The organism is Rhodococcus sp. 1R11 (assembly GCF_004563845.1).
In the GTDB taxonomy this organism is placed as follows: domain Bacteria; phylum Actinomycetota; class Actinomycetes; order Mycobacteriales; family Mycobacteriaceae; genus Rhodococcoides.
This window is the reverse complement of record NZ_SPNG01000008.1, coordinates 77,494-91,191: the sequence shown is the minus strand read 5'-3', so window position 1 is coordinate 91,191 and position 13,698 is coordinate 77,494. Positions and strand designations below refer to the sequence as shown.

General features: G+C 60.1%; 13 protein-coding genes. 10 read left to right on the top strand and 3 right to left on the bottom strand.

Annotation, left to right across the window (positions count from 1 at the left end):
• The 4 genes from E4P29_RS15495 to E4P29_RS15480 all read left to right on the top strand — a co-directional run bounded on the left by E4P29_RS15495 (position 1) and on the right by E4P29_RS15480 (position 3,052).
• A complete protein-coding gene (locus E4P29_RS15495; protein WP_135046081.1) occupies positions 1-1,203 on the top strand; it encodes an acyl-CoA dehydrogenase family protein in 1,203 nt (400 codons plus the stop codon).
• Between the two features lie 24 nt (positions 1,204-1,227).
• Complete coding sequence (locus tag E4P29_RS15490; protein WP_280634545.1) at positions 1,228-1,755, top strand: flavin reductase family protein; 528 nt, start codon at positions 1,228-1,230, stop codon at positions 1,753-1,755.
• Positions 1,756-1,846: 91 nt separating this feature from the next.
• Positions 1,847-2,233, top strand: a complete 387-nt coding sequence (locus E4P29_RS15485) for a Rid family hydrolase (RefSeq protein WP_135046079.1) — start codon at positions 1,847-1,849, stop codon at positions 2,231-2,233.
• 132 nt (positions 2,234-2,365) lie between these two features.
• Positions 2,366-3,052 carry a helix-turn-helix domain-containing protein gene (locus E4P29_RS15480; protein ID WP_135046077.1) on the top strand — a complete coding sequence of 229 codons (687 nt, stop codon included), beginning with the start codon at positions 2,366-2,368 and terminating at the stop codon, positions 3,050-3,052.
• Positions 3,053-3,161: 109 nt separating this feature from the next.
• Here E4P29_RS15480 and E4P29_RS15475 read toward each other — a convergent pair whose 3' ends face one another.
• Complete coding sequence (locus tag E4P29_RS15475; RefSeq protein WP_135046075.1) at positions 3,162-3,869, bottom strand: GntR family transcriptional regulator; 708 nt, start codon at positions 3,867-3,869, stop codon at positions 3,162-3,164.
• 5 nt (positions 3,870-3,874) lie between these two features.
• Complete coding sequence (locus tag E4P29_RS15470) at positions 3,875-4,423, bottom strand: VOC family protein (protein ID WP_135046073.1); 549 nt, start codon at positions 4,421-4,423, stop codon at positions 3,875-3,877.
• 256 nt (positions 4,424-4,679) lie between these two features.
• On the opposite strand from E4P29_RS15470, the gene E4P29_RS15465 reads away from it, so the two are divergent.
• A complete protein-coding gene (locus E4P29_RS15465) occupies positions 4,680-6,770 on the top strand; it encodes an alpha-ketoacid dehydrogenase subunit alpha/beta (RefSeq protein WP_245154349.1) in 2,091 nt (696 codons plus the stop codon).
• The gene (locus E4P29_RS15460; RefSeq protein ID WP_135046071.1) at positions 6,770-8,140 is read left to right on the top strand and encodes a dihydrolipoamide acetyltransferase family protein; all 1,371 of its coding nucleotides are present in this window, start codon (positions 6,770-6,772) and stop codon (positions 8,138-8,140) included. The genes E4P29_RS15465 and E4P29_RS15460 overlap by 1 nt, the downstream gene beginning before the upstream one ends.
• Before the next feature lie 650 nt (positions 8,141-8,790).
• Here E4P29_RS15460 and E4P29_RS15455 read toward each other — a convergent pair.
• Complete coding sequence (locus E4P29_RS15455; protein WP_135046069.1) at positions 8,791-9,255, bottom strand: helix-turn-helix transcriptional regulator; 465 nt, start codon at positions 9,253-9,255, stop codon at positions 8,791-8,793.
• 107 nt (positions 9,256-9,362) lie between these two features.
• Between E4P29_RS15455 and E4P29_RS15450 the strand changes: the two genes are divergently transcribed.
• The 4 genes from E4P29_RS15450 to E4P29_RS15435 are packed head-to-tail and all read left to right on the top strand — an operon-like array spanning position 9,363 to position 13,549.
• Complete coding sequence (locus E4P29_RS15450) at positions 9,363-10,715, top strand: aromatic acid/H+ symport family MFS transporter (protein WP_209205419.1); 1,353 nt, start codon at positions 9,363-9,365, stop codon at positions 10,713-10,715.
• 10 nt (positions 10,716-10,725) lie between these two features.
• Positions 10,726-12,162, top strand: a complete 1,437-nt coding sequence (locus E4P29_RS15445) for a cytochrome P450 (protein WP_245154348.1) — start codon at positions 10,726-10,728, stop codon at positions 12,160-12,162.
• Positions 12,162-12,359, top strand: a complete 198-nt coding sequence (locus tag E4P29_RS15440) for a ferredoxin (protein ID WP_135046065.1) — start codon at positions 12,162-12,164, stop codon at positions 12,357-12,359. Before E4P29_RS15445 ends, E4P29_RS15440 begins: the two co-directional genes overlap by 1 nt.
• Positions 12,356-13,549 carry an FAD-dependent oxidoreductase gene (locus E4P29_RS15435; protein WP_135046063.1) on the top strand — a complete coding sequence of 398 codons (1,194 nt, stop codon included), beginning with the start codon at positions 12,356-12,358 and terminating at the stop codon, positions 13,547-13,549. Before E4P29_RS15440 ends, E4P29_RS15435 begins: the two co-directional genes overlap by 4 nt.
• Positions 13,550-13,698: the final 149 nt, after the last annotated feature.

Sequence of the window (13,698 nt, the reverse complement as noted above, 5' to 3'; positions counted from 1 at the left end):
ATGGCAGATGTAGGTATTCGACCCGAGGTTGCCGCAGTTGTCGCCAGTATCGACGAATTACGTCCCATGCTCATCGAGCGTGGACGCGAGGGTGAAGAACTGCGCCGCATCCCGAAGGACGTCTTCGACGCAGTCGCCTCGACTGGCGCGTTCGGCGTTTCAGCACCGAAGAAGTTCGGCGGTCTGAACGCCAACACCCGCGAAGCTCATGCAGTCGCCCGGGCGATTGCACGAGGTGACGGGGCGCTCTCCTGGATCACCGGCATCCTCGACTCCGGTGCCTGGGTTTTGAGCCTCATGGACGAGCGCGCCCAGAAGGATGTCTGGGGTGGCGAGAAAGGCATCAACTCGTTCATTTCCATCGTTCTCGCGACCACTTCGGACACCGAGCTCACAGACGGTGGATACCGAGTGACCGGCAAGTGGGGATACGGCACAGGTAGCCAGCATGCCGACTGGTCACTACTGGGCATCCCGCTCAAGAATGACAGGGGTGAGGTGATAGACGCAGGTCTCGCCCTCATCCCGACGTCCGAACTCGGCGTCAAGGACAATTGGTTCGTCGCCGGCATGAAAGCGACGGGCAGCGTCATACAGGTCGCCGAGGACGTATTCGTCCCCGAGCATCGCATCCTGCCGCTGGGGGCCGCTATCGAGGGCGGGTACATAAGCGACAACTCCGAACAGACCTACCGAACTGTATTCGTCCCGTCTTTGTTCATGAAGCTCGTGGGTCCGCATCTCGGGATGGGCCGCGCAGCACTCGACTTCGTTATCGCCAAGGCGGATAGCAAGGCCATCGCGTACACCGGGTACGAGAAGCAGTCCGATTCGACCTCGTTCCAGGCGGCTGTAGCGAAGGCCACCGTCCAACTGAGCGCCGCAGATGCGCTTGCAGCGCAGGTAGCCGACCAGATCTTCGAAGCCTCGGCGCGGGACTATTACGCGCCCTACGCGGAGCGAATCGAGATGCGCGCCAAGGCCGGATGGATCGTGGAGACCATCACGACGATGATCAACGATCTCCTCACGGCCCACGGATCCGCAGGATTCGCAGAGACGGCGCAAATCCAGCGCATCTGGCGTGATCAGGCTACTGCGAGTCGGCACGGTCACACGTTGAGCATCAGCGGTTACGAAGCGTTCGGAAAGACGATTTTCGGACGTGAGGAAGAAGCACGTTTCGTGCTGCCAGTTGTATAGACATTAGAATGAGGAGGGAAGACCTTGACGTTCGCGTCCTCTGAGAATGACATAACTGCCGAGGAATTCAAGCACGCATTCAGGCTGCACCCAGGCGGGGTTGCCATTGTTACAGCAGATATCGGTGACGGACCGAAGGCTATGACCATCACCTCGATGTTCTCGGTTTCGGTCGACCCTCCGACGCTCGTCTTCTCGGCGTCGGCCATGTCGTCGAGCACTCCGACGGTTCTGAGTGCAGAAACGGTTGTGGTACATATGCTGTCGTCAGACGACATCGACCTCGCGAAGCTCTGCGCCACAAGCGGATCAGCACGGTTCGGCGACGAAGTCGACTGGGATCGACTCCCGACGGGTGAGCCGTTCTACCCCCGATCGAGCTCGTGGATACGCGGCCGAGTGGTCGACCGAGTGAACGTGCATGGGTCCGTGCTCGTCGTCGTCGAAGCACTGGAGGCGAAGCCGCCGAACGAAGATTCGGCGCGAAACGCCGTCCCACTGATCTATCACAATCGGAACTGGTTCGGGCTCGGAGGAAGTGCAATCCTCTGATGGGGCAAATGCACACGCGGTACACGAATACCCAACGATCGATGAGTCAGAGCACACCATTCAGAGTTACTACAACCGCAGGAGAATCAAAATGTCGAACGACAGACTGACGCACACACCGGCACCGATAGTGCCTGGAATCGCAGACAGTGTGAGAGTCAAAGCGGGTGAGCTGCTGTTCATCTCCGGTCAGGTCGGTTTCGAGGAAGACGGCTCGGTACCCGACAGTTTCGAGCGGGCCATCGAGCTCACCTACGGTGAACTCGAGCGCGCGCTCACCGCCGGTGGGGCCTCCTACGACGATCTTGTTCGGGTAAACGTCTACATCACGCACCTCGACCAAGAGAAGCTTGGCATCTTTCGTAGAACCCGCGATGCCATCGTGAAGGTCCCGGAGCCATCGGCCAGCACCGTAATCGGTGTCTACTCCCTGTACAACGGTGCCACGATCGAGATCGACGCAATCGCCGCCGTGTGAGAAGGCCAAGTGAGGGCATTCCCGATTGATTACGCTCCAGGCCCTCCGTCTACTGTGACGGAGGGTCTGAGCATGCACCAGCTCGATCGGAAGTTCCGCCGACCGAAACAGATGTGAGCGAGGGGTTCGAAAATGCCGGAAGGCCTTGGCGCGCGGCTTCGCGAAGCCCGTCAGAGACGTGGTCTCTCCTTGCGATCCCTGGCCAACGCGTTGGGGGTCTCTGCCAGTCTCGTGTCTCAGGTCGAAATGGGAAAGACACAGCCGTCTGTAGCAACTCTTTACGCTATGGCCAGCCACCTCGAGGTATCCCTCGACGATCTGGTGGGTAACGACGTGGCGACCGATCACCGGGGTGTCACGAACGGACTCAACTCGAAGATCGATGCGGTTCAACGAAAAAAAGACAACCCCCTCATCGAAATGGAGAACGGGGTGCAGTGGGAACGCATGGCCTATGCGCCAGGAGGTCCGGCCGACTCGCTGCTCGTGACGTACCAGCCGGGAGCGTGTAGCTCAGTGGACGGCAAGATGATGCGACATTCGGGCATCGAATACGCATACCTGCTGGAAGGCGAGCTGACGTTGAATCTGGAGTTCGACGTCGTCACTCTTTCGACAGGAGATTCGCTGTGCTTCGACTCGACACGTCCGCACATGTACTCGAACAGAGGCACTGTGAAAGCGCGAGGGTTGTGGACGGTCGTCGGCCGGCGAGATTCCGACCTGGTCACCGCTGCTCGACCGTCGACCGACTCGAAGGCTAGAAAAAAGGCCTCGTCGGCAGTCGACGTGCTTCGATCGATCGACGAGCTGGACTGACCCCGCTTCTGCCGACGACACGGCGGCAGATCAGCAGCCTCGATGTTCCAGTAGAAGCCATGACCACTTTTCCTGCTGTCTCGAGATTCGAGTTTGTAGGGGTGCGTGGTCAGTGCTCGAAAATCGCTGGATGCCTGAACAATTCGACACGTGTCCGGCGGATGTGGCGGTACAACACGTCCTCGGCCTCGTCGGCATCCCGCCGTCTCATGGCGGCGATCAGAAGGCGATGGTCGAGAAAGACCGCCGCATCATCTCCGTGTGCGCGGGCCACAACTGTGAACGCTCGGCGGTAGTGGTGGGTGCGGTTCCAAAGCCGGACGACGGTGTCTCGGAGCATCGTGGTGTCGGCGGCGGAGTAAGTCGCCAGGTGGAAGGTGCGATCCAAGGCCAGGAATTCCTCAGCGTTCGAGGCTGATTCCATGCGCAAGACCAAGTCGTCGAGCCAATCCAGATCAGCTTCGCTGAGCAACGGAACGTTCATGCTCAACAGCAGCGGTTCGATCCTCTCCCGCACGCGATACAACTCCTCGCATTCTGCGAGTTCGAGCTGAGAGACCCAAGTTCCGGAGTTCGCGACGCGGGTGACAAGCCCCTCGTCTTCCAGGATGCGCAGCGCCTCACGAACCGGGACTCGGCTGGCGGCGTAGCGCTCCGCCAAGTCCTCCTGACGGATACGGGTTCCTGGCAGGTACGCGCCTTCGATGATCGAGGCACGAATACCGTTCGCGATGCGAGACCCTGCGGCTCCATGACCGAAATCCTTTGTCGAAGTCGATGCCGCATCGCCGGCTGGGGTGTTGTTGTCGAAGTGCATTCCGCTCACTCTGCCGGACGAGCAGGATGCCACAGCACAGATCCCGCGCTGTCCTGATATTCGACAGCAGTTTCGTAGATCTTTCCGTCGGGGTAACTCACCAGCTCGAACTGCATGCCCCAGGGCGCGCGGAAGTAGATCCAGCGTTGTCCGGTCGAGGCTCCCCCAGAGACAACGGGATCCCCCATGACCTCGACGCCTTGCTCGCGCAAGTATGCGACTGCCCCATTCATATCGTCGACGTACAACGCGAGGTGATGACCGCCGATATCGCTGTTTCTCGGCTGCGCGGACTGACCGTCGGCCGAATCGTACTGGAACACTTCGAGATTCGAGCCGTGTGCGAGACGATAGAAGCGAATTTCGCGGATAGCGGTGCGCGGATGAACACCGAGCTGGCGGGTCATCCACTCGTCGTCGGCTTGCTTGCTACCCAATGTGTAGACCCGTATCGCACCGAGCACACCCACCAGGAAGTCCTCTGCTTCGTCGAGGTCAGGGACTGTAAAACCGATGTGATCGGTACCTCGAATGCCCGGGATCGCCACCGGCATCTCCTCATCTCCATCGATAGCCCTCAATTGGATACATTCAGACCATAATGCTCGATCGTCGATGAGCGCAATAGCGAATTTTGCTTGCATTGGATCCAATGAGCCCCTAGCGTGAGCTCGGACACCACACTGGTGCCGCATGACGGAGGTAGCAACGATGGCGAAACGGAAGCGCTTGCAAACCGGCGTGGACTGGATACAACTCGAGTCCACTTCGAGCGATTGGAAGGCTGCGGACCCCCTCCTTCTTCGTACGATGCTGGGACAGCTCCACTTGGTTCGCGCGTTCGAGGAGACCGTCCTCGAACTTGCCGGCGAAGGCCTGGTGCACGGTCCGGCGCACTCGAGCATCGGGCAAGAGGGTGGCGCGATCGGGTCGATTGTCGGTTTGCGCTCGAGCGACGCGGTGAACGGGTCCCACCGCGGACATCATCAGTTTCTTGCAAAAGTGATTGGTCACGTCTCGGGAGGTGCGCTGGATCTGGAGAACCTCGTATCCACCGAGTTACAAGCCGTGCTACAACGAACCCTCGCTGAAATCCTCGGTCTTGCTCAGGGCTTTTCAGGTGGGCGCGGCGGGTCGATGCACCTGCAATGGCTCGAAGCCGGCGCACTCGGCACCAACGCAATCGTCGGCGGCGGAGCCCCCTTTGCGGCAGGCAATGCCTGGGCTCAGAAGAACAGCGGTACAACAGATTTGACCATCAACTACTTCGGAGACGGCTCGGCCCAGATCGGGTCGGTGCTCGAATCCTTCAACCTGGCCGCAGCGTGGAAGTTGCCCGTCGCCTATTTCGTGGAGAACAATTTCTACGCAGTGTCCACCCATGCGAACGAGGTAGCTGCCGACTCGCGATTTTCAGTGCGTGGTCAGGGATTCGGCATCCCTTCGTGGCGTGTGGACGGTATGGATCCCCTCGCAGTTCACCTCGCCACGACAGAGGCGGCCGACGTCATGCGCTCGGGGGATGGCCCGGTCATCATCGAGGCGGAGGTCTACCGGTTCTTTCACCAGAACGGACCTTTCCCAGGAAGCGCTTTCGGCTACCGCACCAAGACGGAAGAGGCCGAGTGGAAAGCGCGTGACCCACTCGAGCGAACAGCGACCGAACTCTTGAAGCTTGCTCTCATCGACGACAGAGGCATCGCGGCGGTGCGCGAACAGGCACAGGCAGCACTGAGCAACGCCGTCACTGCGCTGATCGAGGCGGACCCTCACACTCCTGGCCAGCGCCGTATCAGGCCGGAACTATGGCCGCTCTCGACTGTCGTCGATACTGGCATACGGTCCGACGGCGAAGAGCTCGCCGCACTGACCGTCACGGATCCGGTGAACCACGACGGACCCTGGACTACAACGAAGTTCGTCGACGCAATCGCCGCAACACTCGACCGACGCATGGAGCGGGACGAACGCATCATCGTGCTGGGCGAGGACGTTCACCGCCTCAACGGAGGCACAAACGGTGCCACCAAAGGCCTGGCAAAAAAGTACGGTGCCAATCGCGTGATCGGTACGCCGATCAGTGAAAACGGTTTTTTCGGTCTGGCAGGCGGGGTGGCACTCGATGGCCGGTTCAGGCCGGTCGTCGAGTTCATGTACCCCGACTTCATGTGGGTCGCAGCCGACCAGGTCTTCAACCAGGTGGCCAAAGTGCGGCACATGTTCGGCGACAACAACCGGATGCCACTGGTCCTTCGCACGAAGGTCGCGATGGGATCCGGCTACGGATCACAGCATCTGATGGACCCGGCCGGACTCTTCGCCACGTCGGCGGGCTGGAGAATCGTGGCCGCATCCAACGCAGCGGACTACCGTGGACTGTTGAACGCGGCGCTGGCACTGGAAGATCCGGTCCTGGTAATCGAGCACGTCGACCTGTACGGACAATCCGACCGCGTTCTCGAAGACGACCTCGACTACATCATCCCCCCAGGTTCGGCGGCCATCCGACGCGTCGGCTCCGAACTGACCGTCCTGACGTACCTGACTATGGTTCAGCACTCCCTCGAGGCCATCGAACAGACCGGCGTGGACGCCGAGCTGATCGACCTGCGCTGGCTCGATCGCGCCTCGCTCGACTGGGACACGATCGGCAAGAGCATCCGAAAGACCAATCGCGTTCTCATCGTCGAGCAAGGTGCCCGCGGCACCTCGTACGGTGGTTGGCTCGCAGACGAGTTGCAACGACGATTCTTCGACTGGCTCGATCAACCCATCGAACGTGTCACCGGCGGCGAAGCCTCGCCGTCGATCTCGAAGGTGCTCGAGCGCGCAGCGATCGCCAAGACAGAAGAAGTGGTCGCAGGACTCGAGCGCATGCGCTCGGAGTGGGGAGTTTCCTGATGTCCACTGTGATACGAATGCCTCAACTCGCGGCAGGTGGTGCCGAGGCCGGGATTCAAGCCTGGCTGGTGCAGCCTGGTGACTCCATCGAAGCGGGTCAGCCCATCGCCGAGATCGAGACCGAGAAAGCCGTCGTCGAGTACGAATCCGAGGTCACGGGCACCTTCGCCGGGACGCTGGTGGATGCAGGCGAGCAGGTGGAGGTGGGTGCTCCGATTGCCGTCGTCGCGGGCCAGGGCGAGTCCGTCGAGGCGGCCCTGGCAGCCAACCGTCCCGAGTCGGCAGGCGCACCGGAGCTTCCGACGCCGGCCGTGGTCCCGCAACCTCCGGAGCCCGAGACGGCACCCGAGTCTGCATCGTCGGCAGCACCACCCGTCGTATCGGCAGCCGACATTGCTCGGTCGACCGCTACGGCACCGAATGGCGTCGAGTCCGTTCCGAGCGCAACCTCTGGAAGACGGCTTTTCGTCACCCCCCTGGTCCGACGGCTCGCTGCCGAACGCGGCGTGGACGTCGCGGCCGTGCCGGGCACGGGCCCCAACGGCCGCGTGACTCGACGAGATTTCGAGAAGTACATTGCGGCTGGGGCTAAGTCAGTTTATCCGGCCGTACCCCCGAAATCGGTACCAGCAACTCCTGCAACCGCCGTTGCTCCCGCACCGACGGCACGCCTGGTCGATCCGGAAACCGGGTTCACCGATATTCCGCACACCGGCATGCGCCGCGCAATCGCACGCCGCCTGACCGAGAGCAAGTCCACGGTGCCGCACTTCTACCTGGTGGCGGACATGCAGGTCGACGAACTACTGGGATTGCGTGCACGGTTGAACGAGGCCTCCCCTGCAAAGATCTCGGTCAACGATCTGGTGCTCAAAGCCGTGGCGGCAGCGTTCACCGACGTCCCCGATGCCAACGCGATCTGGACCGACTCCGCCACGCGACGCTTCGACTCGGTCGATCTCGCCGTTGCGGTGTCGGTGCCGAACGGATTGCTGACGCCCGTCATACGCGGTGCCGACTCCTTGTCCATCGGTGCATTGGCCGCGGCAGTACGGGACCTCGCCGAGCGCGCGCGTGACGGAAAAATCAAACAACACGAACTCGAGGGCGGTTCTTTTGCTGTATCCAACCTCGGGATGTATGGAATAAGCGAGTTCGCGGCGATCATAAATCCGCCGCATTCTGGAATCCTCGCTGTTGGTGCCGCATCGAACCGGGCAATCGTTACCGAGAGCGGCGAACTGAGTGTAGGAAAAATGATTACGGTGACCTTGTCCGCGGATCACCGCGTCCTCGACGGTGCGTTAGCTGCCGAATGGTTGAGGGCATTTGTCCAGCGAATCGAGAACCCACTCAGCATTATGTTGTGACCTGATCTGCGATCCGTCACGGGCACCGATCAGTCGGTGTCCGTGACGTGGCAGGGCCCGCGTCGACGGTGGGCGAACCACCAAGCTGATGTACGCAGAGGGTGCCTGGACACGTCTAGCATCAACGCAGTGTCCAGTTGCGTTCGATGAGACTGCACGTCAGCTGTCGCGGTGAGACACTAAGTCGAATTATCGTTCGATTCATTTTCGTCGAACAATGAACTCCTTCTTCATCGCCTGAATCCCGGAATAGAGGAACCGATCGTGAACTCCCCTTTGCCACACGACGAGGCACGATGATCGCCGCTACTCTGTATGGAGTCGTGACACTCCTGCTACCGGCCATATTCTGGGCCGCATTGGGACTGGAATGGGCCCAACAATCCAGGCACCAGCGCACTGATGCAATCTGTTTCGTTTCCTATGCATCATGCGCCATCGCATTGCACGCTGCTGCAATCACAGCCACGCTGGACATCGATACTGCGCTTCGATTTACTCTCTTTTTCCCAATAGGAATCTGGCTGATCTCTGCTTTCTGCGGGCTCGCCTACGTCCGACGCGTACAGAGATGATCCACGTCGCCGAGTTCAGCGAATCCGATAAATAACCACGGACTGGCGAGTGGGCCCACGTCCGCGTGGCGCACGTCAGTCCGTGGTTATTGCGTCGAAGATGCAGTCGAAGTCGGACTCGTCGATGAATCGTTCGGCCATAGCTAGACCGATCTGCAGACGGAATCCCGAGAGGTTCGACAACGAAACGTCGTCGTCACTGAATGTTGTCTGCGAAGCCGCCTCGTGGACCCACTCCGACAACTGCTCGATCATCGTCTCCCGATCGAGCAGACTGGCTGCATAACGCGCTGCGATCTCGTACGGAGTTCCGCCGGCCATGTCCGGTCGTAGGTCGGGAGCATCGATACCCGCCATCTGAAACCATTTCGAGATGGCCGACTGGCTGACTCCATTGGCCTTGGCCAGGCGCGTTTGGGTCCACATCATCTGCTCGTGGAGCTGGCGCAGACAGCGCAAGAACTCGATTCGGTCGACAGCGCCTTTCGCCTTGGACGTCATCATGGTCGTCTCGAGCTCGCGTTCGGGCACATCGGTCACAGCTACCACCTCAATTCTGACCGTAACATGATTTTTATATTGCTCTATTGACGATCATTACAATGAGGCAATACGTTGGGTGCTCACTCCGAGACGAGGAAGTCCCTATGACACGTCGCCCCGCCACGAGGCAGCACTCCGGCCTACTGGTATTGGCTCTTTGCTTCGTCACCATCGTGTTCGACGGCTACGACCTGGTGGTCTACGGATCAACCGTGCCAACCCTGATCGCGTACGAAGGATGGGACCTCGACAGCGGTTCAGCCGGTCTCATCGGCAGTCTCGCTTTGGTGGGCATGCTGCTCGGCACCCTGTCCGTCGGCTTGATGACGGATCGGTTCGGCCGACGCCGCATCATGATCGGGTCGATCGCCTGGTTTTCTGTCTGCATGATTGCCACGGCCTTCGCTCCGAACGAGGTCGCCTTCGGGGTACTGCGATTCCTCACGGGGATCGGCCTCGGAGGCGTGGTGCCTACGTGCATAGCTCTCACGGTCGAATTCGCGCCGAAGCGCAGGCGCCAGATCGCCAACGCGGTCATGTTCAGCGGATACTCCGTCGGCGGTGTGAGCGCAGCAGTCTTGGCCATCACACTGCTTCCCGTCGTGGACTTCAAAATGCTCTACGCACTCGGTGCCCTACCGCTGGTCACGCTCCTTCCCGTCGTCTATCGCTATCTCCCCGAGTCTGTTTCCTACCTTGCGGCGGTCGGCAGGGAGGCGGAAGCGCGAGCAGTGGCCGACCAACACGGGCTGGTCTACGAGGACGTCGTTGCTCCCACGTCGCTCGAGTCGAACGGCGATTTAGCCCAACCTATTTCGAGCATGCGTGAATTGTTCTCCACCCGCTGGCGTCGATCATCACTCCTGTTCGCTGCTGCCAACTTCTGCGGGCTTCTTCTCGTCTATGGCCTCAACACCTGGCTCCCGCAGATCATGCGTAGCGCTGGGTTCGCGCTAGGCAGTTCTCTGGCGTTCCTGATGGTGTTGAACCTGGGCGCAATCGTCGGCGCGATCAGCGCGTCGTTCATAGCCGACCGCATCGGAATCAAGAAGGTTGTCACAACCTCGTTCCTCATCGCGTTCGTCGCGATCTTCCTCATCAGCCTCGATCTCCCCGCTGGGTTGCTGTTCTTGCTTGTCGCAGTGGCGGGACTCGGCAGCGTGGGAACACAGATCCTTGTGGGAGGCTTCTGCGCCACTCACTACCCGCAGAAGCTAGGGGCCACCGCGCTGGCCTGGTCACTCGGCGTCGGCCGAATCGGTGCCATCTGCGGACCACTCCTAGGTGGTCTGATCGCAAGCTGGGCTTTGGGCTATCAAGTGAACTTCTACGCCTTTGCAGTCGTCGCGGTGCTCGGAGCGATCGTCGTCGCCTCGGTGTCCAACAACGACAATCAATCGCAGATCAGCGGTATCGCCACCGAGGAACCAAGAGCAGCGCTCAGCACAGAAAGTTGACAGTGTTTGCGTGCGTGCGAGATTCGCGCTGTATCAGCCGGCGTCTGTCGACCTGCGAATGAAGTGCCGGCTATACCCCAACTGGCATATCGAACACTCGAATAGGCATTTCTTAGGCAAGGCGGAGGGTGTGACAATCAAGACACTGCCGGTGGTCCTCTTGCCATCGTATTCACTCACGGAGGTTCAGATGACTGTTGACGCCTCGCAGCCCCAGGGGTGTCCTGTGGCCCACGACTTCGATCCACTCGGTGCTGACTACCTATCCGATCCGTACCGACCTCTCGAATCCCTTCGCGCCGAGAGTCCTGTGCACTACGTGCCATCCCTCGGCTACTGGCTCGTCACGCGCTACGCCGATATCGCTGGGGTGTTCGCCGACCGTGAGACCTTCTCGGAACGCATTGCCCAGGAACCACTTGCACCGTTGAGTGAGGAGGCACGCCAGATTCTCACGGAGGGTGTACGCAACACACCGGTGCTGACCAATTTCGGCGCTCCAGGGCACACCAGAGTTCGTCTCCGTCTCGCACGCCCGTTCCTTCCTCGTCGGGTTGAGCAATTACGCCCACTTATCGAAAAACGGGCTGAAGAGCTGATCGACAAGTTCGCCTCGAACGGCAGTGCGGATCTGGTCGAAGCGCTGACTTTCCCGCTCCCTGCCTTGACAGTATTCGGCCTTATCGGTTTCCCTGCCGAGGACGCCGACCAACTCAAATCGTGGTGCGACAACAAGCTCGAAGTCAATTGGGGGCGTCCGTCTCCGGAGTACCAGCAGCGGGCAGCGTCGAACATGTCGTTGTTCTGGGACTATTGCGAGCGATTCGTCGCTACACGACTGTCCGACCAGGCCGATGACCTCACCTCCGAGCTGATCCGCCAACGCGAGACCGATGAAGATGCCCTCGATGACCGCGAGATCACCAGTGTGATCTTCGCGCTGAGCTTCGCCGGACACGAAACCACCACCAATTTGATCGGCAACACTCTGCGCCAGCTGCTCTCGCGACCGGAGCTACTCCTTGCGATCCAAGCCGATCCCAGTGTGATCGACCGAGCGGTCGAAGAGACTCTTCGGTTCGATTCATCGGTAGTGGCGTGGCGACGTGTCACGACCAAGCCCACAACGATCGGAGGTGTCGACGTTCCGGAGGGAGCAAAGCTCATGCTCAGCCTTGCCTCCGCGAATCGCGACCCCGAGCAGTTCACGGATCCGGAGACTTTCGATATCGGTCGGAAGAATTCTCGAACACACCTGTCCTTCGGCAAGGGTGCGCACTTCTGCATGGGCCAGCACCTTGCACGTGTCGAGGCTCGCATCGTCATCGAGATGCTCGTCTCTCGCTTGCCCGGACTTCGATTGTCCGATGAACAACAATGGAGTTTTCCTCCCAACATCTCATTTCGAGGCCCGAAAAAACTGCAAGTGGAATGGGATGCCAACTGATGTACATCACCATCGCGCGAGAGAAGTGCACGAGTTGCGGCAACTGTGTGTTGGTCGCGCCAGAATTTTTCGATCTCGACGACAACGATGCCCGGGTCGTTCTCATCAAAGAACAACCTGACGAGTCCGAGATCGACACCATCCGCGAGGCCATCATCGATTGCCCCACTGATGTCATCGACCTGGTCGACGCGTGACCCGACACCATGCCACTGTCATTGTCGGTGCTTCCCGGGCAGGCCTGGCCGCCGCTCAGAGTCTTCGCCAGTCCAATCAGGATGAGAATGTAATCTTGATCGGCGAAGAGCGGTGGCTGCCTTACGACCGGACCACTCTGTCCAAAGATGTTCTTGCAGGCCTCCTCTCAGCCGAAGGCGCGATGCTTTGCGCTGAAGAGCAACTCGACGGCATTGATTTGAGGCTCGGATCGCGTGCAACCGCCTTGAACGTGGCAGAAAGCACGGTGGATCTCGACAACGGTAGCGCGGTCCAATTCGATTCACTCGTCATCGCGACCGGAGCAACCCCGCGGCGCCTGCCCGGAAGTGCAGGCCTGAAGGGTGTCCATGTGTTGCGCACGTTGGACGACAGCATCGGATTGGCTGAAGACCTTGCAGAATCAGACCATATTGCTATCGTCGGCGGAGGCTTCATCGGTGCTGAAATCGCCTCTACTGCAACGGCTCTAGGCCGTCGAGTGACATTAGTGGAAGCCGGACCGGCACCGATGTCCGCCGTGTTGGGGACCCAGATCGGGCAGTGGTCGGCTCAGTTGCACCGTAGTCACGGCGTCGACGTACGCACCGACGTGAGAGTAGACGGAATTACCAGCCGTCTGGGTCGGGCCAACGGACTCTCCCTTTCCGATGGGTCGTCAGTAGCAGCAGACCTGGTTGTCATGGGGGTAGGTGTCACGCCGAACGTCGGGTGGCTGGCAGGCAGCGGACTCCATCTCGACAACGGCGTCATGTGCAACGACAGGCTTCGAGCAGGGCCGAGCATATACGCCGCAGGTGACGTAGCTTGCTGGCCCAATCCCCTCTTCGACCGCACCATGCGCATCGAACACTGGACAAATGCCAGTGAGCAAGGGGCTGCGGTTGGGCGTGCGATCGCAACTGGCGAGTATCGCACTTTCGCTCCCGTCCCGTATGTATGGTCCGATCAGTACAACCTTCGGTTCCAGCTCTACGGAGATGTTGCCGGAGCCGACTCGGTACGGATTGTCTCTGGTTCGCTGCAAGAAACACCGCTGGTTGCACTTTATGGTCGACAGGACCGACTGGTGGCGGCCTTGGGCGTAAATGCGGCGAAAGATCTACTCAAATATCGTCGATTGATCACACAGCAGACCTCCTGGGACGATGTCGCCGCCGAAATGGTCTGAGTCCGAGGCCTTCCTGCTGCAACACTTCTCGCCGCTGTCGGCGGAGACCTCCGCTCGGCATGAACGTGTCGATGCCGATGAGGGCGAAGCAATAGCTTTTTCCGGTGAACCCGAGTGACTACCGTGGAACCATGACCATACTCGAGAAG